At 52.2% G+C, this 26906-nt stretch carries 26 protein-coding genes; 21 read left to right on the forward strand and 5 right to left on the reverse strand.

Going from position 1 to position 26906, the window contains the following annotated elements:
* Nucleotides 1-103: 103 nt before the first annotated feature.
* Nucleotides 104-2227, reverse strand: a complete 2124-nt coding sequence (locus tag AB7M29_RS14705; protein WP_217858930.1) for a TonB-dependent receptor — start codon at nt 2225-2227, stop codon at nt 104-106.
* 183 nt (nt 2228-2410) lie between these two features.
* Between AB7M29_RS14705 and AB7M29_RS14710 the strand changes: the two genes are divergently transcribed.
* The 6 genes from AB7M29_RS14710 to AB7M29_RS14735 all read left to right on the forward strand — a co-directional run bounded on the left by AB7M29_RS14710 (nt 2411) and on the right by AB7M29_RS14735 (nt 7808).
* Nucleotides 2411-2776, forward strand: a complete 366-nt coding sequence (locus tag AB7M29_RS14710; protein ID WP_217858929.1) for a metalloregulator ArsR/SmtB family transcription factor — start codon at nt 2411-2413, stop codon at nt 2774-2776.
* A gap of 32 nt (nt 2777-2808) precedes the next feature.
* Nucleotides 2809-3525 carry an arsenical resistance protein ArsH gene (gene arsH / locus AB7M29_RS14715; protein ID WP_052965265.1) on the forward strand — a complete coding sequence of 239 codons (717 nt, stop codon included), beginning with the start codon at nt 2809-2811 and terminating at the stop codon, nt 3523-3525.
* 10 nt (nt 3526-3535) lie between these two features.
* Nucleotides 3536-4540, forward strand: coding sequence for an ArsJ-associated glyceraldehyde-3-phosphate dehydrogenase (locus AB7M29_RS14720; RefSeq protein WP_454247136.1), 1005 nt, complete (start codon nt 3536-3538; stop codon nt 4538-4540).
* A 9-nt stretch (nt 4541-4549) separates the two neighbouring features.
* Nucleotides 4550-5770 (forward strand): organoarsenical effux MFS transporter ArsJ, encoded by a 1221-nt coding sequence (arsJ, locus tag AB7M29_RS14725; protein ID WP_217858927.1) that lies wholly within the window; start codon nt 4550-4552, stop codon nt 5768-5770.
* Nucleotides 5771-6104: 334 nt separating this feature from the next.
* A complete protein-coding gene (locus tag AB7M29_RS14730) occupies nt 6105-6704 on the forward strand; it encodes a serine protease family protein (protein ID WP_038980182.1) in 600 nt (199 codons plus the stop codon).
* A 201-nt stretch (nt 6705-6905) separates the two neighbouring features.
* Entirely contained in the window at nt 6906-7808 is a 903-nt protein-coding gene (locus AB7M29_RS14735) for a universal stress protein (protein WP_052965261.1), read from the forward strand.
* Here AB7M29_RS14735 and AB7M29_RS14740 read toward each other — a convergent pair.
* Nucleotides 7802-8218 carry a hypothetical protein gene (locus tag AB7M29_RS14740; protein ID WP_217858925.1) on the reverse strand — a complete coding sequence of 139 codons (417 nt, stop codon included), beginning with the start codon at nt 8216-8218 and terminating at the stop codon, nt 7802-7804. The genes AB7M29_RS14735 and AB7M29_RS14740 overlap by 7 nt on opposite strands.
* Nucleotides 8219-8543: 325 nt before the next feature.
* Here AB7M29_RS14740 and AB7M29_RS14745 point away from each other — a divergent pair, with 325 nt between their 5' ends.
* Entirely contained in the window at nt 8544-9380 is an 837-nt protein-coding gene (locus tag AB7M29_RS14745; protein ID WP_454247137.1) for an undecaprenyl-diphosphate phosphatase, read from the forward strand.
* A gap of 63 nt (nt 9381-9443) precedes the next feature.
* Here the strand turns inward: AB7M29_RS14745 and rfaH are convergent, their stop codons facing one another.
* The 3 genes from rfaH to galU all read right to left on the reverse strand — a co-directional run bounded on the left by rfaH (nt 9444) and on the right by galU (nt 11288).
* Nucleotides 9444-9950 carry a transcription/translation regulatory transformer protein RfaH gene (rfaH, locus tag AB7M29_RS14750; RefSeq protein ID WP_052965259.1) on the reverse strand — a complete coding sequence of 169 codons (507 nt, stop codon included), beginning with the start codon at nt 9948-9950 and terminating at the stop codon, nt 9444-9446.
* Complete coding sequence (locus tag AB7M29_RS14755) at nt 9947-10378, reverse strand: phosphohexomutase domain-containing protein (protein ID WP_217858924.1); 432 nt, start codon at nt 10376-10378, stop codon at nt 9947-9949. The genes rfaH and AB7M29_RS14755 overlap by 4 nt, the downstream gene beginning before the upstream one ends.
* 76 nt (nt 10379-10454) lie before the next feature.
* Nucleotides 10455-11288: a UTP--glucose-1-phosphate uridylyltransferase GalU gene (galU, locus tag AB7M29_RS14760; RefSeq protein ID WP_123356553.1), complete on the reverse strand. Its 834-nt coding sequence runs from the start codon at nt 11286-11288 to the stop codon at nt 10455-10457.
* Nucleotides 11289-11891: 603 nt separating this feature from the next.
* On the opposite strand from galU, the gene AB7M29_RS14765 reads away from it, so the two are divergent.
* From AB7M29_RS14765 to AB7M29_RS14830, 14 genes are all read left to right on the forward strand, one after another.
* Nucleotides 11892-12386, forward strand: coding sequence for a low molecular weight protein-tyrosine-phosphatase (locus AB7M29_RS14765; protein WP_052965257.1), 495 nt, complete (start codon nt 11892-11894; stop codon nt 12384-12386).
* Between the two features lie 45 nt (nt 12387-12431).
* Entirely contained in the window at nt 12432-14660 is a 2229-nt protein-coding gene (locus AB7M29_RS14770; RefSeq protein ID WP_454247138.1) for a polysaccharide biosynthesis tyrosine autokinase, read from the forward strand.
* A gap of 209 nt (nt 14661-14869) precedes the next feature.
* Nucleotides 14870-16141, forward strand: a complete 1272-nt coding sequence (locus AB7M29_RS14775) for a DUF6369 family protein (protein ID WP_454247139.1) — start codon at nt 14870-14872, stop codon at nt 16139-16141.
* Entirely contained in the window at nt 16138-17598 is a 1461-nt protein-coding gene (locus tag AB7M29_RS14780; RefSeq protein WP_454247140.1) for an oligosaccharide flippase family protein, read from the forward strand. The genes AB7M29_RS14775 and AB7M29_RS14780 overlap by 4 nt, the downstream gene beginning before the upstream one ends.
* Nucleotides 17595-18746 (forward strand): polysaccharide pyruvyl transferase family protein, encoded by a 1152-nt coding sequence (locus AB7M29_RS14785; protein WP_454247141.1) that lies wholly within the window; start codon nt 17595-17597, stop codon nt 18744-18746. The genes AB7M29_RS14780 and AB7M29_RS14785 overlap by 4 nt, the downstream gene beginning before the upstream one ends.
* A 20-nt stretch (nt 18747-18766) precedes the next feature.
* Nucleotides 18767-19630: a polysaccharide lyase gene (locus tag AB7M29_RS14790; RefSeq protein WP_454247142.1), complete on the forward strand. Its 864-nt coding sequence runs from the start codon at nt 18767-18769 to the stop codon at nt 19628-19630.
* A complete protein-coding gene (locus tag AB7M29_RS14795) occupies nt 19631-20173 on the forward strand; it encodes an acyltransferase (RefSeq protein ID WP_454247143.1) in 543 nt (180 codons plus the stop codon).
* A 42-nt stretch (nt 20174-20215) separates the two neighbouring features.
* Complete coding sequence (locus AB7M29_RS14800; protein ID WP_454247144.1) at nt 20216-21190, forward strand: glycosyltransferase family 1 protein; 975 nt, start codon at nt 20216-20218, stop codon at nt 21188-21190.
* A 35-nt stretch (nt 21191-21225) separates the two neighbouring features.
* Nucleotides 21226-21681: a glycosyltransferase family protein gene (locus AB7M29_RS14805; protein ID WP_201060055.1), complete on the forward strand. Its 456-nt coding sequence runs from the start codon at nt 21226-21228 to the stop codon at nt 21679-21681.
* Nucleotides 21682-22158: a glycosyltransferase gene (locus AB7M29_RS14810; RefSeq protein WP_454247145.1), complete on the forward strand. Its 477-nt coding sequence runs from the start codon at nt 21682-21684 to the stop codon at nt 22156-22158.
* 54 nt (nt 22159-22212) lie between these two features.
* Nucleotides 22213-23640 carry a mannose-1-phosphate guanylyltransferase/mannose-6-phosphate isomerase gene (locus tag AB7M29_RS14815; protein WP_454247146.1) on the forward strand — a complete coding sequence of 476 codons (1428 nt, stop codon included), beginning with the start codon at nt 22213-22215 and terminating at the stop codon, nt 23638-23640.
* A 12-nt stretch (nt 23641-23652) separates the two neighbouring features.
* Nucleotides 23653-24996, forward strand: a complete 1344-nt coding sequence (locus AB7M29_RS14820; protein WP_454247147.1) for a UDP-glucose dehydrogenase family protein — start codon at nt 23653-23655, stop codon at nt 24994-24996.
* A 416-nt stretch (nt 24997-25412) separates the two neighbouring features.
* Nucleotides 25413-25694, forward strand: a complete 282-nt coding sequence (locus AB7M29_RS14825; protein WP_454247148.1) for a hypothetical protein — start codon at nt 25413-25415, stop codon at nt 25692-25694.
* Between the two features lie 87 nt (nt 25695-25781).
* Nucleotides 25782-26894, forward strand: coding sequence for a polysaccharide biosynthesis/export family protein (locus AB7M29_RS14830; RefSeq protein WP_454247149.1), 1113 nt, complete (start codon nt 25782-25784; stop codon nt 26892-26894).
* Nucleotides 26895-26906 lie beyond the last annotated feature (12 nt).

Here is a 26906-nt window from a genome sequence, read left to right on the forward strand (position 1 = left end):
AATGCAAGGGCGTGTAATTCTAATCAGTTAAGACGCAAATCCCTGTGGGAGCGGGCTTGCATCTTAACGGGCCGGCACTGCGGCATTTGATTTAGGTCTTCACTCAGAACCGGTAGTTGGTGCTCAGCTCCAGAGTCCGTGGTGCTCCGGGGGTGATCAGGTCCACCGAGCCATGGGCCGAGGCGTAATAGTCCTTGTCGAAGACGTTGCGCAAGCGCAGCGCCATGTCCCATTTCGGCAAGTTATAGAGCAACGCCGCATCCACGGTGGTGTAAGCGGGCATGACCACTTGGTTATCCAGGGCGGTGTAACGATCGTCGACATAGTTCGCCCCCATGCCTACGCGCCAGGTGTTGGTCAGCGAGCGCACCAGCCAGAGGTTGGCACTGTGACGCGGGGTCAGGGTTGGTGTCTGGCCTTCGTTGGCAACGCCGTTGGTTCGGTTGTTGGACTTGATGATCTCGGCGTCCAGATAGGCATAGCCGGCATAGACCTGCCACTTGTCACTCAACTGCCCGCTGGCGGTCAATTCAAGACCGTCGGTGCGCTGCTCGCCCGACAGGACCAGTTTGGTCGGGTTCGCCGGATCGGTCGTTTTCATGTTGGTGCGTTCCAGCCGGAACAGCGCCGCCGTCAACGCCAGGCGATTGTCGAGCAGGTCCCACTTGCCGCCGATCTCGAAGTTGGTGGTTTGCTCCGGCTCAAGGTCCTGGTTGGTAGTGCTCAGGGCGAAGACTTCGGAGGAGGGTTGATAAGAGCGACTCACCGAAATGTAGTAGGACTGGACCTGATCAGGCTGATAGACCAGGCCTGCGCGCGGGCTCCAGGTGTTGTCGGTTCGGGACATGGTGGCACGTGTCAGGTCATCCGAATATTCCTGGTCGAACACGTCATAGCGCACACCCAGCAGTGCTTTCCATTGCGGGGTCAGTTCAATCAGATCCTGGACATAGAAACCGGCCGTGTCCTGGGTAGTGGTGCCCTTGGCGGTTTGTCGGTTGGCCTGGAACGGTACGTCGACCAAGCCATCGCGGTACACCGGGACCCGCGCTACGTTGTTCTGGCTGAAGACGGATTGGTCTTTGACCTGACGTCCCAGTTCCACGCCGTAAAGCAGGTTGTGGTTCATCCCGGCCAGCGTGGCCTGTTGCTTCAGTTCGGTCTGGTTGAACCAGCCGTCTTCCTTGCGCTGCACGTTGCCGCGGTTGAGTTTTACCAGCAGCTCGCCATTGGGGGCGGTGACGAAACGTGTCGGGCTGGAGTCGGCGAGTGTGTTGTTGCGATCCAGATCGTAGTGGTAGTAACGGCTGGTGTTGCTCAGGGTGAAGTCGTCGTTGATGCGGTAGTCGACGCCAGCCGTGAACGAAAACACTTCGCTGCGGGTGTAATCGTCATCCGGGTCGGCGGAACCGAAGCGCTTGTCCCGATCGACATCGACCGGGCGATCGCCCCGCGCGGGAATGCCGAAGTCGATCAAGCGTTTGTCGTAGAGGTACGTTGCCCCCAGGTTCAGCTCAAGATCGTCGGAGAGCTTGAAGTAGGCCGAAGGCGCAATGGCCTTGCGATCGATATAGCCGTCATCGCGGAAGGTGTCGCTGTTCTCCAGCGCACCGGTCACCCGGAATGCCTTGTCGTTTTGCTGCTGATCGGCCCAACCGGCGTCGAACTGCGTGCGCTTTTTGCCCTCGCTGTCGAAGCTGACACCCACTTCCTGCTTGGGGGTGAAGTTGGGTTTCTTGCTGATGCTGTTGATCAGGCCACCGGATGAACCACGGCCATAGAGCACCGCTGCCGGCCCCTTGATCACTTCCACGCGCTCGACGTTGGACAGATCGCGGAAGTACAACGCATCGTCACGAACGCCGTCGACGTACATGTCGCCGATGGCACTGAAGCCGCGAATGGTGACTTGGTCGCGCTGGCCATCGCCATTGGAAAGGCCGATGCCGGGGACGTTCTTCAACACTTCTTCCATCGACTGTGCGCCCTGATCCTTGATCACGCTCTGGGGGATCACGTTCACCGTTTGCGGGATATCCCGCAGCGGGGCGTCGATCTTCAGCGCGCTGCGGCTGTCGGTCGGCTTGTAGTTCTGCTCGCTGTAATCACTGGTCACAGCGGTTGCAGGCAGGGCCAATGTCGATTGGGTTTGTGCTTGCAAATCAGGTACTGCAAAAAGCCCCAGCAGTGAGAGAGAGGCGGGGTAAATGCGCGGTAAAGCCACCATGAGCTCCTTTTTTAATTATTGCGCTAATGATAACGATTACCTTTTGTAAGTAAATAAATATCATTCACATACAGAGTCGACACATTTGCCGTTGACCCGTACATGCGGGAAAACGTATATTCGGAAAAACGCATATGTCTGTATTCACCTTTGATGCGTGAACACCCAACGCCGAGAAACCCGATGGCTGACCAACTGACGCCGACCACTGTTTTCAAATGCCTGGCTGACGACAACCGGGTCCGCATGATGCTGCTCATTGCCCGTGAGGGAGAGCTGTGCGTCTGCGAGCTGACCTGTGCGTTGAATGAGAGCCAGCCCAAAGTCTCCAGGCACCTGGCGCAGTTGCGTACGTGCGGATTGCTCTCGGACCGTCGGCAGGGCCAATGGGTTTACTACCGACTGCACCCGGATCTGCCGGGCTGGGTGCATCAGGTACTGACCGTGGTGCTCGAAGCCAACGGGCACTGGTTGAACCCAGATGCCAAACGCCTTGAAGAAATGGGTGACCGTCCCGAACGGGCAGCGGCCTGCTGTCCGGTTCGATGATTCCAGAAGCGCTATTGCGCAGGACAATGACCATGCACGATGACCACATGCCTCAACTCGATACCGAACTGGTTGATCTCCCGTCGACCGATAAGCTCGGCATCGAACAAACCTCCAGCCACAAGCCGCGCATTTTGCTGCTGTACGGATCGACGCGTGAGCGTTCCTTCAGTCGCTTGCTGGTCGAGGAGGCCGCCCGATTGCTACAGCACTTCGGTGCCGAGACGCGGGTGTTCAATCCTTCTGGTTTGCCGCTGCCTGATGACGCTGGCGACGATCACCCACGGGTGCAGGAACTGCGCGAGTTGATGATGTGGTCGGAAGGGCAGGTCTGGTGTTCACCAGAACGTCACGGTTCGATGAGCGCGGTCTTCAAGGCGCAGATCGACTGGGTGCCGCTCGCGATGGGCGCCGTACGCCCGACCCAGGGCAAGACCCTCGCCGTCATGCAGGTGTGCGGCGGCTCGCAGTCGTTCAACGTAGTTAATCAGTTGCGGGTGCTGGGGCGCTGGATGCGCATGTTCACCATTCCCAACCAATCCTCCGTGCCGAAGGCCTATATGGAGTTCGACGATAACGGTCGGATGAAGCCTTCGCCGTTCTATGACCGCGTCGTGGATGTGATGGAGGAATTGGTAAAATTCACCTTGCTGCTGCGCGACCGTCAGGACTATCTGGTCGATCGCTATTCCGAACGCAAGGAATCGGCGCAAGAGCTCATGAAACGTGTCAATCAGCGCTCCATTTGAAGGGGGAAACATGACGATCAAAGTGGGCATCAATGGTTTTGGCCGCATCGGTCGCCTCGCTCTGCGCGCAGCCTGGGGCTGGCCAGAGTTTGAGTTCGTGCAGATCAATGATCCGGCCGGCGACGCAGCAACCCATGCGCACCTGCTGAACTTCGACTCGGTGCATGGCCGTTGGAATGACCAGGCCGACTCCGAAGGTGACAGCATCGTCATCGACGGCAAACGAATCAAAGTTACCGCCAACAAGGCGATTGCCGACACCGATTGGTCGGGCTGCGATCTGGTGATTGAAGCCAGCGGCAAAATGAAGACCGTCGCGGTGCTTCAGGCATACCTCGATCAAGGTGTGAAGCGCGTGGTGGTCAGCGCTCCGGTGAAGGAGCAGGGCGCGCTGAACATCGTCATGGGCGTCAACCATCAGCTGTTCAACCCGGTGGAACATCGCATCGTCACCGCCGCATCGTGCACCACCAACTGTCTGGCGCCGGTGGTGAAGGTGATCCACGAGAAACTGGGCATTCGCCACGGTTCGATCACCACCATCCACGACCTGACCAACACTCAAAGCATCCTCGACCAACCCCACAAGGATCTGCGCCGTGCCCGTGCGTCGGGCATGAGTTTGATCCCGACCAGCACCGGCTCGGCCACGGCCATTGCCGAAATCTTCCCGGAACTGCGCGGGCGTCTGAATGGCCACGCCGTGCGCGTACCGTTGGCCAACGCTTCGCTGACCGACTGTGTCTTTGAAGTCGAACGCGTTACCACGGTCGAAGAAGTGAATCAGTTCCTCAAGGACGCGTCCGAGAACGAACTGAAAGACATCCTCGGTTTCGAGGAGCGTCCGCTGGTGTCTATCGACTACCGCACCGACCCGCGTTCCTCGATCATCGATGCGTTGTCGACCATGGTCATCAATGGCACCCAGGTCAAAATTTATGCCTGGTACGACAATGAATGGGGTTACGCGAACCGCACCGTCGAACTGGCCAGAATGGTCGGCCTGGCCGTTTAAGGAGCGGTGATGAAAGCGTTGTCAGCCCTCGCGCCCCAAGTGCGGCAGTACCTGCTCGTGACGGGCAATTACTGGGCCTTCACCCTCACCGACGGTGCCTTGCGCATGTTGGTGGTGCTGCACTTTCACGCGTTGGGCTACAGCCCGCTGCAAATCGCGGCGTTGTTTCTGTTCTACGAACTCTTTGGTGTAATCACCAACCTGGTGGGCGGCTATCTCGGCGCCCGACTGGGCTTGAACCGGACCATGAACATCGGGCTGGGGATGCAGGTTGTGGCGCTGTTGATGCTGACGGTGCCAGTGGCCTGGCTGACGATCCCTTGGGTGATGGGCGCGCAGGCGTTGTCGGGGATCGCCAAAGACCTGAACAAGATGAGCGCCAAAAGCTCGATCAAGCTTCTGGTGCCCGACGGGCAACAGGGCAAGCTTTACCAATGGATAGCCATCCTCACCGGCTCGAAGAATGCACTCAAGGGTGTCGGCTTCTTTCTGGGCGGGGCATTGCTCGCCTTGATCGGGTTCAAAGGTGCATTGCTGGCCATGGCGGGTGTTCTGGCGCTGATCTGGGTCAGCAGCTTGATTCTGTTAAAAAAGGATCTGGGCAAGGCCAAAGCCAAGCCCAGGTTTCGCGACATCCTGTCCAAGAGCCGGGCCATCAACATTCTGTCGGCGGCCCGGATGTTTCTGTTCGGTGCCCGCGATGTCTGGTTTGTCGTGGCGTTGCCGGTGTACTTGAGCAGCGTCTTTGGCTGGGATTTCTGGAAGGTCGGAGGATTCCTCGCGGCCTGGGTGATCGGCTACGGCATCGTGCAATCGTTCGCGCCGCGAATCACCGGCAAGCAACGGGGGCATGTTCCTGACGGTCGCGCGGCTTTTTTGTGGGCGCTTGCTCTTGCTGGCCTGCCCGCGGCGATCGCTCTGGGCCTGAACACCGGGTTGTCGCAACAGGGGGTGCTGTTAGGCGGCTTGATGGTCTTTGGGGCGCTGTTCGCGGTGAACTCCTCGCTGCACAGCTACCTGATCGTGTCCTATGCCAAGGAAGATGGCGTGTCGCTAGACGTCGGTTTTTACTACATGTCCAACGCCATGGGACGGCTGATCGGCACCGTGCTCTCTGGCTGGGTTTATCAGGCTTTCGGGCTGGGGGCGTGTTTATGGATTTCCAGCGCGTTTGTTATTTTCGCGGCATTGATTTCTGTGGCGTTACCGAGGCATGCCGCAGTGACTTAAGCAGCTCTGAAACCGGCTATTTCACTTGCTTTGCCTGGAGTGTGTAAGTTTCATTCTCTGTCGCATTTATGCCATTTTTCAGGCGCCAAATATGTGCAATCCATGACATGGATCAAAAAGCAATTAGTCTTAGCACAATTGATTCATACGCATTCTTTACAACTTCAGCCATAAATAAACGCACCGAACCACGCCGCGAGGAAAACTACAAGAACCGGACAACTAGAAAGATTCGCCACAATAAAAATCTAATCCTCCTTATAAGTCGGTGATTATCATGATTAAAATCATGACCTACTTTTTAATAGGAGCTGGTATTGCAGGATGCAACGGTATGGTAAAACCCGACTTGTCGGGGCCTGCCAATGATTCATATTTTTCAGTCTTCTCGGGCTTTCCTTTGCCCTATCTGTACATGGCCTCGGCCGTGCAATGGAACGAAGACTATGCCGTCACCACTCGCCACACCCCCCTCATTCGCAACGTGGAATACAGCTGCAGCACCGGCTGCGACCTCGTCTTCATCCAGCACAAGGCCGACGGTCGCTACCCGTCATGGCGCGCACCGCGTGTGGGTGAACACATCACTGCCGTGGGGGCGAGCCCCTACATGACGACCGTCACCGGCAAAGGCAAGGTGTACCCGGCGCCTTTCATCAATAGCGATGAAGGCAGCGGCGAACGCTATGCCATCCATGATGCCCCGATGATAAAGGGGATGTCGGGTGGGCCCGTCATAGGCAATGACGGCAGCATTGTCGGTATCAATGTCGGCTTTTTCTCCACCACCCTTAATGATGTGAGTTTTCACCCAGGGTTAAAGGGGGCTGAGAGAGTCAGCATCTTTATCCCTTACTCGATCATTCAGCGTGAATGGGAGCTGATGCAGGTGAAGCTTAACGATCCGCATGGCGCGAAGTATGCGAAGAAGTAACTTCTTGTCGTCAAATATTTGCCCGTCGGAATGTGTCTCATTGTATTAGCTGCAATGAGACACACCTTGGATGGTTAGTCGAATCCAGGCGTATATTGATTGTGTCGATCCAGGTCATTGAGGCGATAGCAGATCGCTGGCGGTGCGACAGACGAGAGGCTGGGGGGCTAGCAGATATCCCAGAACGTTTGGAGGTGTGACATGAGCCAATATCAACGACTCCTTCTAATAGCCGGTCCCACCATGCGTCATACGCCGGCGCTGCAGCGGGCCGTCGCCATTGCCGAAGCTACTGGCGCAGCGCTGCATATCACGGTGTTCATCGAAGATTTCAACATCTTGGGTTTGATCCACGCCAGTGCGCGGTTTCGTGAGGCTTGTCAGCAAGAGAACGAAAAATGGCTCAAGGATGAAGCCGATCTGATCCGTGGGCGCGGGATCAACCTGAGTACCGAGGTTCTTTTCACACGCGACGCGCTGCAAGAGATCCTTCAGCACGTGACAACAACGCAGGCGGATCTGGTTATCAAGGACGTGCAGCATGAGTCGGCGCTCAAACGCGTTTTCATCACGCCTCTGGATTGGCATTTGCTGCGCGAATGTCCGGTGCCTGTGCATCTGGTCAGCGAAGTCAGTTGCCCACTTCCGCGGGTGATCGTGGCGGCAGTCGATCCGTCGCACCCAGAGACTCAGATCACCGGAATCAACGACCTGATCATCCAGGCTGCGAACGAATTGGCAACGCAATGCCATGCAGAAATGCATCTGCTGTATGCCTACGATCTATCGCAGACGCATATATCCGATGCGGGCGCGGGTGCCGTCACGATGCCTGGCTTCAACAGCGACGTGCGCAAGTCTTTGCACAAGTCATTCATCACCTTGGCCGATCACTACGGCGTGCCCACCGAACGGCAACACTTCGTTGCAGGGCCGCCAGGTAAAGCGCTGGCCGACTTTGCAGCGCATCACAGGGCCGACGTGATCGTCATGGGCAATGCGCATCGCAAGGGGCTGGAAAAGTGGGTGGGCAGTACCACGGAGCATGTCTTGTATCGGGTACCCTGCAACATTCTCGCAGTCGCCGGGCAAGCGGATCAATGAATGGATCCGTTATTAAGTGAGCTGGAAAGAGGGCCTCGGCGGCCGGCTCGGGATTTTTTCAGGGCGTGTGCCGAGATATCCTTGTAGGTGTCGCTATCGGTGGCCGCCAGCAGCTTTGCGCCGTCCTTCAGGGTGGCCATGAATGTCACCTCGGTGTTTTTTCCGGCGAGCCAATAGCCGGCGATGGCTCCAACGGGACCAAGTAACATGGCGCCTGCAAGGCCCAACCCTATGGCGGTTTTTATATTCTTATTCGAATCAGTATTCTGAACCGTTAGATCTTTAAACTCCGAAACCGGGAAGCTTGTTCCAAGCCGGGGTTTGAGGGACGTTTTGAGGGTGATGGTTCCAAGGTGATATTCCCCGTCGCCCTGCGGGAAGTCACCGGCGAGTACTATGATCTTTGCCATATGGAGTGTTCTCTTGGGCGATCATTTTTGGGTAGGACATTGCGCGCGCCCAACGCTGAAACGTCAACGATCCGACGATGAGTGGCATCGCTAGATTTGCAGCTCACAAGTATCAGTCCTGAAAAACAATTTCATTCTCAGGCGTAGGCCATTTGCAGGAAGCCGGCCCTGATGCTCCGAGATGGACGTTTTATAACGTTTAGCTCAACCAGGCAGAGAGTGCGCTTTAATCCTCCGCTGGTCCGACAGGTTTAATCGCGATCAGAAATCAACTGCTCGGCATCATCAACAAACCTTTCAGTCGAGAGGGTTTAACGGGGGATTAATGGACTTCTGGACCACTACGCAGGTATCGATTCTAGGGCTGGTTGAAGGGCTCACAGAGTTTTTGCCCATCTCCAGTACGGGACACCAGATCATTGCCGCAGACTTGCTCGACTTCGGCGGTGAGCGAGCCATGGCGTTCAATATCATCATTCAGTTGGGGGCAATTCTGGCGGTCGTCTGGGAGTTTCGTCGCAAGATTCTGGAGATCACTACCGGTTTGCCAACCCAGCGTAATGCGCAACGTTTCACTCTGAATTTATTGATCGGTTTCTTGCCGGCGGTTGTTCTGGGGGTGATGTTCGCCGACAAAATCCATGAATATCTTTTCAACCCGATCACCGTGGCCGTGGCGCTGGTGATAGGTGGAGTCATCATGTTGTGGGCGGAACAACGTGAGCATGTGGTGGTTATCGATCACGTTGACGAGATGCGCTGGACCGATGCCTTGAAAGTCGGTTGCGCACAATGCCTGGCGATGATTCCCGGCACTTCGCGCTCGGGTTCGACGATTATCGGCGGGTTGCTGTTTGGCCTGTCACGCAAGACGGCGACCGAGTTTTCATTCTTCCTGGCCATGCCGACGATGGTGGGGGCCGCGGTGTACTCGGGCTATAAGTACCGCGACCTGTTCCAGTCCGCAGATTTGCCGGTGTTTGCCCTGGGGTTTGTAGCCGCATTCCTCTTTGCAATGATTGCCGTACGCGGTTTGCTCAAGTTCATCGCCAACCATAGCTATGCGGTGTTCGCCTGGTACCGGATCGCGTTCGGTCTACTGATTCTGGCGACATGGTTTTTGGGCTGGGTCGATTGGAATCATCTCTCGGAAGGGGCGTAGGTCTGTGGCGAGCGAGCTTGCTCGCTCGCCACAGGTTTCTTTGACTCAAGACTCCGGGTGGATCTAAATCTTGTTAACGCCCGCCAGTGGCAGGCTGATGTGCTGTTCACGCTGCAGGAAATTCATCATCAGCAACACCCGTTCCTCGCCGTCCATGGCCAGGAACACCGCCTCAAGATCGGAGAACGGGCCTTCAGTGATGCGCACCGTATCTCCGTGCCTCAACAACGTTGTCACGATCGCCTGACTGTCTCGCTCCTGGAGCTCGTCGATCAGCGCATCACGGATCGGCAGTGGCTGACCGCCGAACCCGACGACTCGCGAAACACCGCGGGTCGAGCGCAGCGGGCCCCAACTGTCCTGAAGGCTCAGTTGAATAAACAGATAGCCTGGAAACAACGACTCGCTGATCACTCGACGCTGCCCGCGCAAAACGCGCTCACGCCGGTAGGTCGAGCGAAAACAGGCATAGCCCTGGCGCTGTAAATGCTCTTCGGCGCGCTCATCCTGTTTGGGTTTGCACTGAAGCAGATACCAGGCTTTGTCGGCGTGCTCTGCAATCGCGTTCATTCGAATTCCCTCCCAGCATCGATTTGCCTCAGCAGTTCGGCGGTCTTGTGCTGCATGAGCGAGCTGTCGCCGCGACTTTCCACGGTCAGGCAAGTCACGCAACCATCGTCCAAAAGACGCAAGCTCAGACGCCAGTCGGTAAAGACCAGGTTCAGCCCGTCGCTCTCGTCGATGTCGAGGGCGTCGGCGGCATAACGCTGCCTGATGCTCGTCAGCAACGCCGGACCATCCTTGACGTGACGACGGATCTCCCCGGAGGAGGGGAAGGCACCGATGCGCTCCACCAGCAGCACCGGCGGTTTCTGCGCGCGGGGAAAGATCAGCTCCGACGCGTAGGCACGCACGATGAGGTACGCGAGATTGTTTTTAAGGTCAGCGCCATACGGGCGGCGACTGTCATCTGCCTTGAAACCGCTCAATGTCTTCATAGAGGCTTCGTCCATAGGGTAATAAAGACCGAAAAATCGATTCGATAACGCACACGTTTGTCAGGGTTCAGCGCCGTCACAAGGTGTTCTGATGCAGGTTCTCGAAACAGAAGTTGGTGGCTTCGATGTAGCCTTCGGCGCCGCCGCAATCGAAGCGCCGCCCCTTGAATTGATAAGCCAGCACGCAGCCGTTCTGGGCCTGCTTCATCAATGCGTCGGTGATCTGGATTTCACCGCCCTTGCCAGGCTCGGTGTCAGCGATCAGGTCGAAGATGTCGGGGGTCAAAATGTACCGACCGATAATGGCCAGGTTGGACGGGGCGTCTTCCGGGCGCGGCTTTTCGACCATGCTGTTGACCCGGTAAATACCCTCGCGAATCAGCTCGCCGGCAATCACGCCGTACTTCTGGGTTTGCTCACGGGGTACTTCCTGAATCGCTACGATCGAGCAGCGGAACTGCTCATAGAGCTTGAGCATTTGCGCCAGTACGCCATCGCCTTCCAGGTTCAGGCACAGGTCGTCGGCCAGCACCACGGCGAATGGCTCATCACCAATCAGCGAACGACCGCTGAGAATGGCATGCCCCAGGCCCTTCATTTCCACCTGGCGTGTATAGGAAAAAGTACAGGTGTCGATCAGCTCACGAGTGCCGGCCAGGAACCGTTCTTTGTCGGTACCGCGAATCTGGTGTTCCAACTCGAAACTGACATCGAAATGATCCTCCAGCGCTCGTTTGCCCCGACCGGTGACGATGGCCATATGTTGCAGGCCGGCGTCGCGCGCTTCCTCGACGGCGTACTGGATCAGCGGCTTATTGACGATCGGCAGCATCTCCTTCGGCATGGCCTTGGTGGCGGGCAAAAAGCGGGTCCCATAGCCGGCAGCGGGGAATAGGCATTTACGAATCATGGAAGCGTCCTTGAAAGTAGACAGATGGAATGGCTAATGGCAGTAGGAAAGGTTCGACTGGTTGTCGGAACCGGTAACGCTGGAGAGTGCGGGCTCTAAATGGCTCGATCACTCGAGAAAAATGTTGGCAACGCTGCATAAGCAGCGAAAGGCCAGTACGCCATGTTTCTCGCAAGGCGCAGGCAGAGAGAAAGATCGCGCGGTCGCTTGGTCGGCGAGCATGTCTGGTTGTTCCACTGCATGCTTCTGATGCAACCCGCTGTAAACAAAGTTATTGCCCAAGGCATCTCTTACCCAACTTCTAACCGAATGTCTGGCGCCCTGGCAATGTACTAACGGAACAGCTATATATTAGCTACTCTCTATTTTGGTGTAATTTAGATTGAACGGTCGCGGGAAAGCGACAATTGTTAGAAATCGTCTGGATAAATTCTATAACTGTTATTTTCAGTGCTCAAAGAGCGAAATGTTATTTTTTGTCTGAAGAAAAAGTTGGGGGCTGTTCAAACGTCATGGTAATAAATACGCACTGATGGTTTGAAAGTTTCAGCTGCAGTTACCGGGGTCATAAATACCCGGATTCATTCGTAGTTTAAAGCTCTTATGTTCGGCAAGTGCTATGTCACCGCCAATGTTGACAAGACGGGGAATGTTATCTTGCTTAAAAGGGTTTTGATTGTCTGCGTCGGCAATATTTGCCGCAGTCCCACCGCGGAGTATCTGCTGCGCGGGGCACTCGTTCATTCCGATATCGAGGTCAGCTCAGCTGGCCTTGCTGCCTTGGCGGGCAAACCCATCGAGCCGACGGCACACGCCGTACTCAAAGAGCATGGTCATCAGCCCGATGGGCATGAGGCCGTTCAACTCACGCCTCAAGCTGTCAGCGAGGCGGATTTGATTCTGGTGATGGAGCGACGGCATGTCAGCGGGGTACTCAATATTGCCCCTGAAGCGCGAGGCAAAGTGTTGCTACTGGGCAAATGGCAAGACGATCGCGAAATCAGCGACCCCTACCGTCACGGCAAACCTGCATTTGTGCACGCTTATGCGTTGATCGAAGAAGCCGTACTCGCATGGGCACAGCGCCTGGCGCGCTGATGGCCACTCCTTTTTGAATCGTAATACAGGCAAAGAATCCGACTTATGCAGCAAGCACCGGTAGTTAATGTGCGGGACGACGACAATGACGAGATTGATCTTCTCGGCTTGTTTGGAACACTCATCGACCATAAATGGCTGATTGCCGCGGTTACCGGTGCATTCATGGTGGCTGGGGTCGCGTACGCGGTGCTTGCGACCCCGGTATACCAGGCGAATGCGCTGTTGCAGGTCGAAGCGAAAAAGAATGATTTGTTGGGCTTCTCCGATGTCAGCAGCATGTTGGGAAAAGAGTCGCCTTCTGCGACCGAGATCGAACTGATCAAGTCTCGTGCGGTGATTGGTAAGACGGTCGATAACCTGAAACTTGATATCGTCATACAACCAATGTACTTCCCGGTGGTCGGTGAGTTCCTGGCTCGTCGGTTCCAGAATAAAAATCCCGGTGAAATAGCCGACCCCTTGTTGGGGTTGAACAGTTTCGCTTGGGGAGGGGCGTCGCTGAAGATATTCAAACTGGATCTTCCCGACTCGCAACTGGGCAAGAAGTTGACCCTGACCGCGGGTGAAAATGGTCATTACACCCTGTTGGACGAAGACGACAACGTATTGGCGGCCAGCCAGGCTGGACAACTTTTCGAACAAAATGGCATTGCGTTTCAGATAGAAGAAATGCACGCCAATCCTGGAACCCGCTTCAGAATCATCCGCAATTTTCGCCTGACCAGCATCCTCGACTACCAAGAGGATTTGGATGTATCCGAGCGCGGAAAAGAGTCCGGCATGATCGGGCTGGCGCTGGAAAGCACAGATCCGGATCAGGCCATTAAAACCCTCAACGAAATTGCAGCTATTTATGTACGGCAAAACGTAGAGCGCACTTCCGCTGAGGCAGCGCAGAGCCTGGCGTTTCTCAAAGAGCAACTTCCGGTGGTCAAGAAGGACCTGGAAAAAGCCGGGAATGCCTTGAATGAATACCAGACGCGCAGCAAATCCGTGGACATCACGCTCGAAACCAAAGCCATTCTCGATCAGATTGTCGGGCTTGATACCAGCATTTCAGAGTTGAAATTGCAGCAAGCCGAGATGGACCGCAAATTCACCCGCCAACATCCCGCCTATCGCGCCTTGTTGACTCAGATCGGTGAGTTGACCAGCAAGCAGAAAAGTTTGGCGTCCAAGGTGGAGGGCCTTCCCTCCACCCAGCAAGAACTGCTGAACCTTACCCGGGATGTAGAGGTCGGTACTGCCATTTATACCCAGCTGCTGAACAAGTCTCAGGAACTGGATGTGATGCGCGCGGGGACGGTCGGTAACGTGCGTCTGATCGACACCGCAGATGTCAATTTTTTCAAGCCGGTCAAACCGAAAAAAATCTTGATTGTATTGATCGCCACGATTCTTGGCGGCTTCCTGGCGGTGGTCCTGGTACTGGTACGCAAGGCACTTAACCGGGGGCTGGAAAGTCCGGAAGCCATCGAGCAACTTGGGTTGCCGGTCTACGCATCGATTCCTTACAGCATTCTGCAGAAAAGTGAAGAAGACAAAGTCTCTCGCGGACGGGGACGTTCCGGCGCAGGTTCTACATTGCTGGCCGTCACTCATCCCACCGATCTGGCAGTCGAGGCGTTGCGCAGTTTGCGTACCAGTCTGCACTTCGCCATGCATGAGGCCGGCAATAACCGCCTGATGATTTCCGGGCCTAGCCCTCAGGTGGGTAAAACCTTCGTGTCGGTTAACCTCGCGGTGGTGATAGCACAAACCGGGTTGCGGGTATTGTTGATCGACGTCGACATGCGCAAAGGCTATCTGCACAAAGTGTTAGATGTTTCTTCAGACAATGGGCTCTCCGATATCCTGGCCCGGCGCTGCGATGTAGCCACCGCTATCCATAAGACCCAAATCGACAATTTCGATTTTGTCAGTCGAGGCCAAATCCCGCCCAATCCTTCCGAGTTACTGATGCACGCCAATTTCAGCGCGCTATTGGAGCAGGCGAGCGAGCTATACGATCTGGTGATTCTCGATACGCCGCCGATATTGGCAGTGACAGACGCGGCGATTGTCGGGCGCTTGTCCGGGACCAACCTGATTGTGACGCGCTACGGACTGAACCCGGCGAAAGAAATCGAGTTGACGGTCCGCCGGTTCTCCCAGAATGGCGTTTCCATTAAAGGTGCGATTTTTAACGGCGTGGAGAAAAAGGCCTCCAATAAATACGGGTACAGTGATTATGGTTATTACCACTATGCCTACGCCTCCGACAAAAATTGATGAGTGTTGAACGGGTCGCGTCATAAGTTCAGATTATTGACGGCGTTACTGTTGTTCTTGAGTGCTTGTCGTTATTGCTACGCGGGATCATGCCAATAGGCATGATCAAACCGATATTTCATGGAAACACCACGTCCTGAGGAAGATGACGAAAAATCCTGGGGCGGTAGCGTGTCAAATGACAACATCAGCATAAAGAATACCAAACCATGTTCTACCTGTTATCGCTTATCGCCCTGTCAGCGGGTTTGCTTGCAGTAAAAACCCCAAAATACTCAATTGTATTTTTGGGCATCATGCTATCTGTCATTCCCACCGGAAACTCCTACAGCGAAATAATATCGTTAAAAGGCCTCTATTTTTTTGATTTCTATATAGCAGGTGCACTGAGTGCGTTGCTGACAAGACAGGTCGTGGCACAAAAACTTCAATTAACAGTGCCCGCCGGCCTTCTTTTTGGCTGTGGGCTCTATGTGGTACTACTCGCGTGCGGCCTGATAGGGTCCCCGAATAAGTACTTATTGAAGGACATCCGACCTTTTATAATGATCCTGTCATTTATAGTGCTCACGAACATCGCCACCCTTGCAGCAAAAACCTTGACGCTGCAAACGGTACTGAAAATATTAATTGCGATGACAGTTTTCAATATACTGGATATCGCTTGGTTACGATTGGGGCTGTACAGTTTTCAAGACGTCTACTATGAAGAAAACGCCTACAGGTATCTGGATGGTGGCACGTATGCAGCCGTTGCATATTTAATATACTACTTCATAGATCCTGGGCTATTTGAGAACAAAAAGAAGCTGGCGAGAGTCTGTTTGATGACTTCATTCATCTGTTTGTTTATCGCCAATTCAAGATTCATTTTCGTTTCTGTTTTTGCAGCTATCATCATCCACCAATATACAAAGCCTGCTCGAATGATAGGCGTCATACTATTAGGTTCAATCGTGCTACTGGCCTTCATTGGGGTCAGCAACATGATCGGTGCTGATCGAATCAATGACGGTTTATCATCTGAAGGCCTGGCGGTTCAGCTAACCACTCGCTTCAGCCCTGCGCTGGACTTGATACGCAACATGAACCCCATGCACTACTTCGTTGGTCTAGGGGCCGGAACTCCTTTTGAAATACCCTGGTTTGAATACCGTGGTCTCGATGATAAAAACTCGAATATCGACAGTGCTTACTTAACGTATTTTGTTAAATACGGGGTCATCGGTTTGTACTTGTTATTCGTATTCACTACGTCCATTACCCATCACTTAAAAACCCGGGTTGCGGTATCAATAGCCACCTTTCTGGCACTGATGTTCATCGTATCGGCCACGCCTTATCAGCCGTACGCTATCGGAATCGCTTATAGCGCCATCATTTTACGCGTCGTCGCGGAGCACGCCGGCAGGCAACGTAAAAAAATGCTGACATTTCATCAACCGCTGATAGCCCCATCCTTTCAGGTTAAAGCCAGATGAACAACGCACTGTTGAAAAAGTTCGTGTCCAGTACTGCATGGAGTTTCATTTCAGCCGTGGCCACGAAAGTCTCGGTTGTCATTACCGGCATCCTGGTCGCCAGAGTACTGGGTGCACAATCATTTGGAGAGTATGGCCTGATACAAAGCGCCATTGTGATGCTCGCCAATGTCGCAGCCCAAGCCACAACGACGGCGACGGCTAAACATATTGGTCAATTTAAAGAGACTTCCCCAGAGAAAACGGGCAGAGGTATCGCTCTAACGCTGATATTTGCCTTATCTTTCAGTGCCATGATCATTGGTATCGCTCTATTTTTTCCGCTTTTCTTCTCTAACATCATTCTTGGCTCCGACAATCTGAAATATGTATCACTGATTGTATTGAGTACCATCACCTTCATCATTTTATCTGGATGGACCCAAGGGTGTTTAACCGGTTGGGGGCAATATCGGTCTATTGCAACGATCAATGGAATTATCGCCATCGTCGCGATCCCGGGGACTTACTTCCTGACGACAAAATTCAGACTCAATGGCGCCTTGCTGGGACTGGCATGCTCTCAACTATTAATTGTGTTTTTTAGCGCACTCGCGTGCTGGAAAACACTAAAGGCAAAGAACACTACACTCAGTTTCAAAGGTGTAATGACTGAAAAGCATACCGTTCTTTCGGTCGGGCTCCCGGTCTTGCTGACAGGCCTGATGGTCGCCCCGATGAATTGGCTCGCGAATAAATTGTTGGCAGAAACAAGTAACGGACTCGCCGCGTTAGGAATGTACGCAGCCGCCATGCAATGGAATGCAATATTCTCACATGTCTCCGTGGTATTAGGTTCCGTGCTTGTCCCGATGCTAGCCGCAACCCTGGGAGGTAAAAGCCGGAAGCTAGACGCCTTGAACTTTCTATCCGGCTGGTTAGTCGTATTGATTGTTATACAGCCGGTCATCATGTTCCCCGAACTGCTGGCAAAACTCTATGGGGATAGCTTCCTTGGCCGGGACTTTGAAGTAACGTTGATTCTGGTCATCCTGGGGTCGCTGCTAAGTGCCTTTAAATCCGGTATCTCAAGAAAAATGATCGTGATGGATTTGGCGTGGTACAGCGTCATGAGTAATATTCTATGGGGCGTATTGTTCATATCCGGAGCTGTGCTTCTGAGGGAGGAGGGCGCCGTCGGCATTGCAAAAGCATTCATTGGCTCGCAATTAATACACTTCCTGCTTGGTCTGCCCTATTTCGTATACAAAAAAATACTGCCCTTGGAACTACTCGTCTCCCCCAGAATACTGATCTTGTGGACGTTACCTTTTGTCAGTTTCATTTCAAGCACATACATTGAAAGCCCCCTGTATCGATTGATGATAGTGGTCATGATATTTATATACATTATTGCAACAACGTTTACCTTGAATACTATGTTCAATGAACCCGTAGAAATTGGAAGCCCAGCATGAATTCCAGTAAAGTTTATATCCGTGGTGCTTACGGCCCTGGTAATTTAGGTGATGACATACTAATGTTGTGCGTCATCAATATTCTGAAAAAGAGATTCAAAGAGTCGGACATTGCAGTGGGTGTCGACCATCCGGCTATCGCCAAGAATTTTAACCCGCGCATAAAATGGTTACATATCAAGGAACCTGTCAAAGCTGATCTGGTTGTTTTGGGCGGCGGTGGTCAGTTTTTCTCGTTCATCCCTCCGGCCAAGAAAGCCTCCACTCTTTCGCTTAAAGCGTCAAAGCTTTATAAGAGTGTAAAAGCCCAAACCGATTTGAAATCTACACTGTTACGCTTGTATGTAGGGATGCGCGGCGGCATCGACAAGATTTTTTTCCATCGTCGTCTTGCTGCATTCTGTATCGGTTTAGGCCCATTTGATGGTGGTGGCAAGCAACTGACTCGCGCAGTCAGTGTCATTAATCGTTGTGATTATATTTCCGTCAGGGACGGAACAAGCCAAAAGCATTGCAATACGTTTGGAAAATCAGATGTGGATGTGTACACGGACCCGACGCTGCTTTCCGATCTGTGGATCTCCAGCAAAGATCTGAACATAAACAGCGCAAATAAAAACAAATACCTATCCTTTATCCTGCGCGATTGGCCGCATGACCTGAATGGACAAAAATTCATCGAGGCAATGGTTCAGGCCGCTCATGAACTGTCCAAACGTGGTGAACAGGTTCGCCTAGTATCACTTTATAAAGAACGTGACCAGCATCTTATCGATAAGCACCACACGTTTGAATGGTTGTGCTGGGATGCTGCAGTCGACACACCAGAGACGTTCATGGCGAAATTGATAGTTGAATCCGATGTCATTATCAGCGCCAGGGCGCACGGCGTGCTTCTGCCTGCTTCTTTAGGTTATCCAACCATCGCTGTTGAAATCGAAAACAAACTGAAAAAAGTTCATGAAATGCTTCCACGCGGCACCAAACTGGTCAGCGCTCCTGACCATAACCTGATCATGGCGACCATTAGCGAATTCAGACAATCCAAAGCGCAAATGGCAGAGCACCTCAAGCAAGAGATTTCACAGAGATCATCCATCGCACAAAATGCTGTCGATGATTTTTTGAAATGGGTCGATAACAAATAAGATTGCGAGGGGCAACTGACGTGAAAAAAAAAGGCTCGACGCTACTCGCTTTAGCTTTTTCTCTGCATGTGGCTACGAGCGGTGCGTCAGACGTAAACGACAACTGCGAGCAAAACATTGAAAACATCTATCCGTCACTTCCAGATGTTTCACAGACGTTTACCAGTCGTCAGGGTAAAGCCCAAGTACAGGAAAGTATAAAAGGCAGCGCTAATTTAACCAACAAAGCCTACAGCAACGAAATCAAAGACATCAAGGTACATTATCCCGCCGGGTCGTACGATCCAGGCTCGATGGTCCGGTTGGGTTTACCCTACGGGGGAATTGAATTCAAATCCAGGCTCAAGCAACCGGGTAGAGAATGCCTGATTCTTACTTATGAATTGAAATTCGATAAAAACTTTGATTTTGTAAAAGGCGGAAAACTTCCGGGTCTCTACGGCGGCACAGGCAATACAGGAGGGAAAATACCTAACGGCCATGATGGTTTTTCCACTCGCTACATATGGAAAGAAAATGGCGTTGGCGCAATCTATGCCTATTTACCCACCAGCAAAACATGGGGGACAGCAATAGGCTTGGGCTCCTGGACCTTTAGTGTCGGGCGATGGCACGTATTAGAGCAACTCGTAAAATTAAATACTCCGGGTCAAGCCGATGGCGTGATTTCTATTTGGTACGATAGAAAACTGGTGCACTCTGAAACCGGACTGATATTTAGAGACACTAAAAACTTAACGATCGATGGTTTGCTGTTCTCTACTTTCTTCGGTGGAAACAACGCATCCTTCGCTACACCTGCCAGTACCAATATTCGGTTCAGGAATTTCGTGATGAGTTCACGTCGCATCGCTAATACATCAGGGCAGGGCGCAGGTAACTAGATGAAGAACTTGAAGCTTAATACCAAGAAGGTAGTGGTTGCCTTATTTAATACGGCGCTTAGCCTGGCTTTCTTTTTCAACTTGAGACGTTCCCTGCTAAGGGCAACGGGATGCCGCATTGGCACCAAAACTACTGTCCATAGAAGGGTCATTTTTTTTTCATTTGGTAAATTCTCAATAGGAAAGAACTGCACGGTAAATTACAACTGCTACATGGATAATAGGGCTGGAATCAGCATCGGCGACAACGTCAATATCTCCCACAACACAAAAATTTATACACTGGGGCACGATATCGATGACCCCATGAGTAATACAGTCGGGAAGCCAGTTGTCATTGGAGATAACGCGTGGATCTTTCCCAATGTGATGATAATGCCAGGAGTCACAATAGGAAAAGGTGCGGTTATTTATCCGGGCAGCGTTGTCACGCGCAATGTTGAAGAGTATTCGATCGCGGGAGGAAACCCGGCTAAACATATTCGGTTCAGAAATCAAAATATTCTGTACAACGCCGACTTCCCTATTTGGTTTGCATTGTAATGCACTCAATTTTCCCGACTGTCCTTTATGCAGGATTCTGAAGTGAAATCATTAATGATCGCATGGGTTGGCTATCAACGACGCGCCGACACAATGAAACAATATTGGGCGTATGACATTCTGCACCTCCCAAATAGATTCAAGAAAAAATATACACGACCATTGGATTATTTGATTAAGTCTTTTAAGACGATCAAAGCGCTTTTTGTCGGTGCGCCTGAGGTTGTTTGGGTCCAGCTGCCCCCGAGCCCTGTATTGCACATAGCACTGGCCTACAAGTTTTTGGTGAACAGGCGCCTCAAGATTATCGCTGACGCACACAACAGCTTGCTGCGCAAACAGTGGCTAACTTTCCCAGGGACGGTGTCTTTACTCAACAAAATCGATGCTGTTGTAGTCCACAACTTCAAAGTCAAAGAAGAATTATCTCACGCAGGCGTTAACGCAGAAAACATTTTCATCCTGGAAGATTTGCCGTGTGATTTTAAAGCCTCGCCCACCAGTGATCATCAGACCCCCTATGTGCTTTTCCCTTGTTCTTTTGATATCGACGAACCGATAGAAGTCGTTATTAATGCAGCCAGGGAGATGCCTAATATAAACTTTCTTATCACAGGGAAGCATGAGGGCAAGTTGTCGGAAGCGCTCATAGAGTCAATGCCAGCCAATATCAAGCTTACGGGTTTTCTGAGCAAATTGATTTTTGAACAGTTGCTGTGCAACGCGAATGTCGTTCTCGGTCTGACAACGCGCGACAATGTCCAATTGAGTGTGGCCAACGAAGCTGTCAGTGCCGGCAGGCCGATGGCACTCTCGAACACGACGGTACTGCGATCATTGTTTTCGGACGCGGCCGTATTTGTTGAGACATTAGACCCCCTGTCAATAAAATTCGGGGTATCTCAACTCATCGAAAATGAAGAACTCTATAAAGAAAAATCAGCCCAGTTAAAAGCCAAGCGAATAACACGCTGGAAGGGCCAGGCGGAGTTATTAAGAGCAGCCGTTATTATCTAATGATGTCTATTAATCCTGACAGGAAGGGAGCCGTCATGAGTCAATCGTATGATGTTTTACTGATTTGTTCCGGAGGTGGGCACTGGGTACAGATGAGCAAACTGCTTCCTGCTTTTGACGGCCAAAAGGTTAACATTGCCACCGTCGATATCAGCGTTCACTCACAGTATCCACTTCACGATTTTGTTAAAGTCCCAGACTTTAATAGAAATGAACCCTTGAAGATTATTAAGGGCTTCTATCAGATCTTCAATATCGTTTACCACAGCAAAGCAAAATACGTCATCTCTACGGGTGCGGCACCGGGTCTGCTGGGTTTGATCACCGCAAAGATCATGGGAAAAAAAACGCTCTGGATTGATAGCATTGCGAACCCCAAGAAAATCTCTCTGTCCGGCAGAATCGCTTCTTACTTTGTAGATGAATTGCTCACGCAGTGGCCCACTCTTTCGGAAAACAGCAGGGCTCAATATAAAGGGAGGATTGTATAAATGATATTCTGCAGCGTTGGCACTCAAGCGCCGTTTGAGAGAATGCTCAGCTATTTAAGTGAATGGAGTCATGCAAACCCTCATATCCCTATTGTTGCCCAAGTCGGCGATAACGAAAAGGACTTGGGCCGCATTACCGCGTTCAAGACAATAGCTGAACCTCTGTTTTCCAAAAACTTTAACACCTCAGCAGTCGTCGTCTCTCATGCGGGCATGGGTAATATCATTCGCTCGCTTGAGCTGGGGAAACCAATAGTTATCGTGCCCCGGGATAGCAGCCGTGGTGAACACATTAATAATCATCAGTACGACACTGTTGAGAACTTTTCGAGCTTTCCGTCTGTTTTCATTGCCTATGATAAAGATGATTTTTTTTCGGCTATCGATTCAGCACTCAATTACAGTAGCGCAGAGAATTCGCTGGACTTCACGGAGAGAGATCGTTTAATCGATTATATAAAGTCGTTCACGTCTTAAGCTTTCGCTGTTTGTCGACACTCTCTCATCACCTTTAATCATTGAGTAATTGCTATGATCCCAGTTATTTTATCTGGTGGCTCAGGCACGCGCCTGTGGCCGCTTTCTAGATCTCTCAAGCCAAAACAATTTATATCGATACACGATGATTTGAGCTTGTTTCAAGCCACTTTAGATCGAATAAAAAATCTATCTACAGAGGGGGAGAGCTTAAGTCCTCCGATAGTAGTTTGTAACGAAGATCATCGTTTCATCGTGGCTGAGCAAAGCAGGTCTCTGGATATAAAACCACAAAAGATACTATTGGAACCCGCTGCACGAAATACCGCTCCCGCTATAGCGGCCGCGACACTGGCAGCCTTGGAGGACGGGGATGATCCTATCCTTTTGGTTTTAGCCGCAGACCATGTCATCACCGACATTAACGCTTTTAAAGCTTCCCTTGCGTTGGCCAAGGTGGAAGTCGACAAGGGGCGAATTGTCACCTTCGGCGTTGTACCTACTAAGCCAGAGACTGGTTACGGCTATATCCGTACGCAAATTGACACTGCCGAAGGCGTTGCGCATGTCGAAGCTTTTGTAGAAAAGCCCGACCTGGAAACAGCACAAAGCTACCTTGCCCAAGGAAACTATTTCTGGAATAGCGGAATGTTTATGTTCCGCGCCTCCGTCATGAAATCTGAATTGGAACGCTTGAGTCCTGACATCGTTGTTGCCGCAGAGCTTTCTCTCTCCAATGCGGCGCATGACCACGACTTCACAAGGCTCAATCAGGTGGACTTCGTGAACGCGCCCAATGTGTCAATTGATTATGCGGTCATGGAGAAAACCAACATTGCGTCAGTCGTTATCCTCAACTCCAGTTGGAGCGATCTTGGTGCATGGGACTCGGTCTGGGAAGCAGGCCTGAAGGATGAAAATGAAAACTGCATACAAGGGGATGTGCTGCTGCAAGGCGTTACCAACAGTTATGTCCACTCCAGCCATCGTCTAGTCACTGTTCTAGGTATAAGTGATGTCGTTGTCGTCGAGACTTCGGACGCGATATTGGTGACGACCAAGGAGAACTCTCAAGACGTCAAGAAAATAGTGTCTGAACTCACTAAAAACAATCGAGTTGAGAGCGCTAGTCATCGCGAAGTCTATAGACCCTGGGGGAAATATGACTCGGTGGACCAAGGCCATAGATACCAAGTGAAGCGAATCACCGTCAAACCTGGGCATAAACTTTCTGTTCAACTTCACCATCATCGGGCAGAACACTGGATCGTGGTATCAGGCACCGCAAATGTGCAAATCGGCGACAAACAGGTGTTACTGAGCGAGAACCAATCCACCTACATACCCATTGGGGTTGTGCACTCCCTTGAAAATCCAGGGCGAATCCCCCTTGAGTTGATAGAAGTTCAATCAGGTTCTTACCTCGGCGAAGATGACATCGTTCGTTTTGAAGATCGTTATGGCCGCCTCGAGCTCGTTTAAAGGAGTGTTAAAATGAATGTTACTGTTTTTGGGATAGGCTATGTGGGCCTGGTTCAAGCGGCTGTACTTGCTGACGCAGGGCATGACGTATGTTGTGTTGACGTCGACGCTATTAAAGTCGAGAACCTGAAGAGCGGGATTATTCCGATCTATGAGCCTGGATTAAGTGCTCTCGTAGAAAAATGCCATGAAGCAGGGCGTTTACATTTCACCACCGATGCAGCACGCGGCGTGCATCATGGTGACATTCAGTTTATTGCAGTGGGCACGCCTCCAGACGACGATGGCAGCGCTGATATAAAATACGTGTTATCCGTTGCAGCGACCATCGCGCTCCACATGACGGAGACTAAAATTATTGTTAACAAGTCTACTGTGCCTGTCGGTACCGCAGATAAAGTAAGAATGAAAGTTTCCGACGTATTGAAGTCTCGGGACCTTGAGGTGGAATTTCACGTTATCTCGAACCCTGAGTTTCTGAAGGAAGGTTCTGCGGTAGCAGACTGTACTCGTCCCGATAGAATTATCATAGGAAGTGATAGTAGCTACGCCGTGGACCGGATGAGGGAGCTCTATGAGCCTTTCAACAGAAACCATGAAAAAATAATCACAATGGACATCAGAAGTGCTGAACTGACGAAGTATGCGGCTAACTGTCTGTTGGCAACAAAAATTTCGTTCATGAATGAAATGGCTAATTTCGCCGAACGATTGGGCGCAGACATTGAGGCCGTTCGTAAGGGCATTGGCTCTGATCCAAGAATTGGCTACGACTTTATCTACCCTGGCTGCGGCTATGGCGGCTCCTGCTTCCCAAAAGATGTACAAGCCCTGGAGCGCACAGCGTCGTCGATCGGCTATAAAGCAACGCTTTTGTCAGCTGTCGAGGAAGTCAACAGACGGCAAAAGGAACATCTATTCGAACATATCCAACATCACTTCGATGGGCAGTTGGAGGGAAAAACATTTGCGATTTGGGGCTTGGCTTTCAAACCCAATACCGATGATATGCGAGAAGCATCCAGCCGCGTCTTGATTGAGCAGTTGCGTAGCGTTGGTGCCAGAATGCAAGCCTTCGACCCCGAAGCTATGGCCGAAACGCAACGAATTTATGGAATGAAAGAAGACTTGCTTTTAATGGGTACCAAAGAAGCCGCGCTTCAAGGCGCTGATGCTTTAATCATTGTGACAGAATGGCGCGAATTCAAAGCCCCTGACCTGGACTTGATAAAGGAAAAACTCAGTACCCCTGTCATATTTGACGGCCGTAACATATTTGATCCTCACCGCATGAAAGCCAATGGATTCGACTATTATGGTATAGGTCGTGGGCTATCGGTAAGGCCAGTCATTTAAAGCTGTCCAGGCCACTGAAAGCGCCATAGTCCCTCTTCCATACTTGGTCCGTGTCCTGGAATGAACAAGTCCAGTGGTCAAGAGCCCGGATAATGCTGACCATTATTAACAATGCTTCAGCATACTGGAAGGTTCGCGCTTAACGATGAGCGTTGAAAAACGGCTAACGTCTGGCTAATTCCCTGGAAAACCCGCCGAAATCGCATTCTGATCTGGTTTGCAGGTGATCTGCGCAGGCTTTTTGGCGAATGTTGGCCACTGGTTTAAGTTATCGACGAGTGAGATGATTCTGAGGAGGCTACGTGCGTGATCCGACAAGATCTTTCTGCAGTTGTCATTGCCTCTTCATCTCCGTTCCATCCCTGCTCCCTTATTATAGAGTTCTATAAGGGTTTAATATCGAGAAGGAGTCTGATATGAAGAAATTACTTTTAGCCAGCTTGCTGGCTGTCATGAGTACCGCGGCGTTGGCAGCGGATGAACCGGTGAGCGATACGGTGAGCACAAGCGAGCCACTGTCGTTGAACACCCCGCTGGTCGGGGGTGTAACTGTCGCCGAAACCGTGGTGATCGGCGCGGCAGTTGTCGGTGCTGCAGTGGCCGCTTCAAACTCTGGGGGCAGTTCCAATGGCGGTACCTCTGGAACGGGCGGCACCACCGGTACTGGTGGTACTGGTGGTACTACTGGTACCAACTAATACCCCGCGAAGTGTGTTGTACAAGATCACTCAGAACTTTCTGGGTGATCTTGTTTTAGACTTGCCCTCGACTAGCGTAGTGCCATTATGATCCGTAGGTTTTCTGTTGTTATGCTGGCAAGTATCAGCTTGTCCGGCTGTATGTTTTCGCCTGGTCAACACATGGACACCAGTCAAATGGTGAGTGACGGCTCTCCGGAGAGTAGCCGTGTGGAACTTATTCCCATCACCCCTAAATTGATTGCCATGGATGCCGCCACACGCGTACGCGAATCTGTCCCCTCGGAGTTGTTGTCTTATACTTCGGGCGGTTATCGCGTGGGTGCCAACGACCTGTTGTTTATTACGGTCTGGGATCACCCGGAGTTGACGGCGCCTTCCGGGCCGCAACAGCAAATCGATGCCAACGGTCGCCTGGTTCGTCCGGACGGCACGCTGTTTTATCCCTACATCGGTAATGTTCCGGCGGCTGGTAAAACCATCGAAGAGTTGCGAGCTTTTATCGCCGAGCGCTTGTCGCAATTTGTCGAAAGCCCTCAGGTCGACGTCAGCGTATTGCGCTTCGCCAGCCAGACCGTGGTGATTTCCGGTGCGGTGATCAAAGCCGGCCAGCAGCCGATCACCACCACTCCGTTGAGTGTGGTGGAGGCCATTGGCGCGGCTGGTGTGGACCCGACAAATGCAGACCTGTCAGGCCTGACGCTGACCCGCGACGGGCGCGAGTACAAGCTGGATCTGGACACTCTCAATCGCCAGGACTCGCAACTGCAGGGCGTCTACCTGAAGGGTGGCGACCGACTGTACCTGCCTTATAACGATCTCAAGCGGATCTATGTCATGGGTGAGGTCAATCAGCCCCGCGCGCTGAGCTTCAAGAGCAAATCGATCAACCTGACCGATGCCTTGGGCACTGTGGGGGGCTTGAACCAGACCACCTCCAATGGCAACGCGGTGTACGTGATTCGCGGTGCGGACAACCTGGAAACCGAACCGGCCAAGGTATTCCAGCTCGATGCAGAATCGCCTTCCGCTTTAGTGCTGGCCACTCGTTTCGACTTGCAACCGCAAGACATCGTCTATGTCGGCCCGGCCGGCGTGACGCGCTGGAACCGTCTGATCACCCAGCTTCTGCCTACCGCCAGTGTCCTCGGTACCGGTGCCAGCTCGGTTAACGACCTCAGCGAAGCCAACAGCAGATAAGGCTCTATCCCG

It is taken from the genome of Pseudomonas sp. F-14 TE3623, assembly GCF_053629015.1.

What these genes read in the sequence shown, in the direction of transcription:
- AB7M29_RS14810 (WP_454247145.1), top strand. Translation starts at nt 21,682, where the DNA reads ATGATATTCTGCAGCGTTGGCACTCAAGCGCCGTTTGAGAGAATGCTC.
- AB7M29_RS14705 (WP_217858930.1), bottom strand. Translation starts at nt 2,227, where the DNA reads ATGGTGGCTTTACCGCGCATTTACCCCGCCTCTCTCTCACTGCTGGGG.
- AB7M29_RS14795 (WP_454247143.1), top strand. Translation starts at nt 19,631, where the DNA reads ATGAAGAACTTGAAGCTTAATACCAAGAAGGTAGTGGTTGCCTTATTT.
- AB7M29_RS14820 (WP_454247147.1), top strand. Translation starts at nt 23,653, where the DNA reads ATGAATGTTACTGTTTTTGGGATAGGCTATGTGGGCCTGGTTCAAGCG.
- AB7M29_RS14785 (WP_454247141.1), top strand. Translation starts at nt 17,595, where the DNA reads ATGAATTCCAGTAAAGTTTATATCCGTGGTGCTTACGGCCCTGGTAAT.
- arsH (WP_052965265.1), top strand. Translation starts at nt 2,809, where the DNA reads ATGCACGATGACCACATGCCTCAACTCGATACCGAACTGGTTGATCTC.
- AB7M29_RS14770 (WP_454247138.1), top strand. Translation starts at nt 12,432, where the DNA reads ATGCAGCAAGCACCGGTAGTTAATGTGCGGGACGACGACAATGACGAG.
- AB7M29_RS14730 (WP_038980182.1), top strand. Translation starts at nt 6,105, where the DNA reads ATGGTAAAACCCGACTTGTCGGGGCCTGCCAATGATTCATATTTTTCA.
- AB7M29_RS14765 (WP_052965257.1), top strand. Translation starts at nt 11,892, where the DNA reads ATGTTCGGCAAGTGCTATGTCACCGCCAATGTTGACAAGACGGGGAAT.
- AB7M29_RS14805 (WP_201060055.1), top strand. Translation starts at nt 21,226, where the DNA reads ATGAGTCAATCGTATGATGTTTTACTGATTTGTTCCGGAGGTGGGCAC.
- AB7M29_RS14755 (WP_217858924.1), bottom strand. Translation starts at nt 10,378, where the DNA reads ATGAAGACATTGAGCGGTTTCAAGGCAGATGACAGTCGCCGCCCGTAT.
- AB7M29_RS14745 (WP_454247137.1), top strand. Translation starts at nt 8,544, where the DNA reads ATGGACTTCTGGACCACTACGCAGGTATCGATTCTAGGGCTGGTTGAA.
- AB7M29_RS14775 (WP_454247139.1), top strand. Translation starts at nt 14,870, where the DNA reads ATGTTCTACCTGTTATCGCTTATCGCCCTGTCAGCGGGTTTGCTTGCA.
- AB7M29_RS14740 (WP_217858925.1), bottom strand. Translation starts at nt 8,218, where the DNA reads ATGGCAAAGATCATAGTACTCGCCGGTGACTTCCCGCAGGGCGACGGG.
- AB7M29_RS14815 (WP_454247146.1), top strand. Translation starts at nt 22,213, where the DNA reads ATGATCCCAGTTATTTTATCTGGTGGCTCAGGCACGCGCCTGTGGCCG.
- AB7M29_RS14825 (WP_454247148.1), top strand. Translation starts at nt 25,413, where the DNA reads ATGAAGAAATTACTTTTAGCCAGCTTGCTGGCTGTCATGAGTACCGCG.
- rfaH (WP_052965259.1), bottom strand. Translation starts at nt 9,950, where the DNA reads ATGAACGCGATTGCAGAGCACGCCGACAAAGCCTGGTATCTGCTTCAG.
- galU (WP_123356553.1), bottom strand. Translation starts at nt 11,288, where the DNA reads ATGATTCGTAAATGCCTATTCCCCGCTGCCGGCTATGGGACCCGCTTT.
- arsJ (WP_217858927.1), top strand. Translation starts at nt 4,550, where the DNA reads ATGAAAGCGTTGTCAGCCCTCGCGCCCCAAGTGCGGCAGTACCTGCTC.
- AB7M29_RS14720 (WP_454247136.1), top strand. Translation starts at nt 3,536, where the DNA reads ATGACGATCAAAGTGGGCATCAATGGTTTTGGCCGCATCGGTCGCCTC.
- AB7M29_RS14830 (WP_454247149.1), top strand. Translation starts at nt 25,782, where the DNA reads ATGATCCGTAGGTTTTCTGTTGTTATGCTGGCAAGTATCAGCTTGTCC.
- AB7M29_RS14710 (WP_217858929.1), top strand. Translation starts at nt 2,411, where the DNA reads ATGGCTGACCAACTGACGCCGACCACTGTTTTCAAATGCCTGGCTGAC.
- AB7M29_RS14780 (WP_454247140.1), top strand. Translation starts at nt 16,138, where the DNA reads ATGAACAACGCACTGTTGAAAAAGTTCGTGTCCAGTACTGCATGGAGT.
- AB7M29_RS14735 (WP_052965261.1), top strand. Translation starts at nt 6,906, where the DNA reads ATGAGCCAATATCAACGACTCCTTCTAATAGCCGGTCCCACCATGCGT.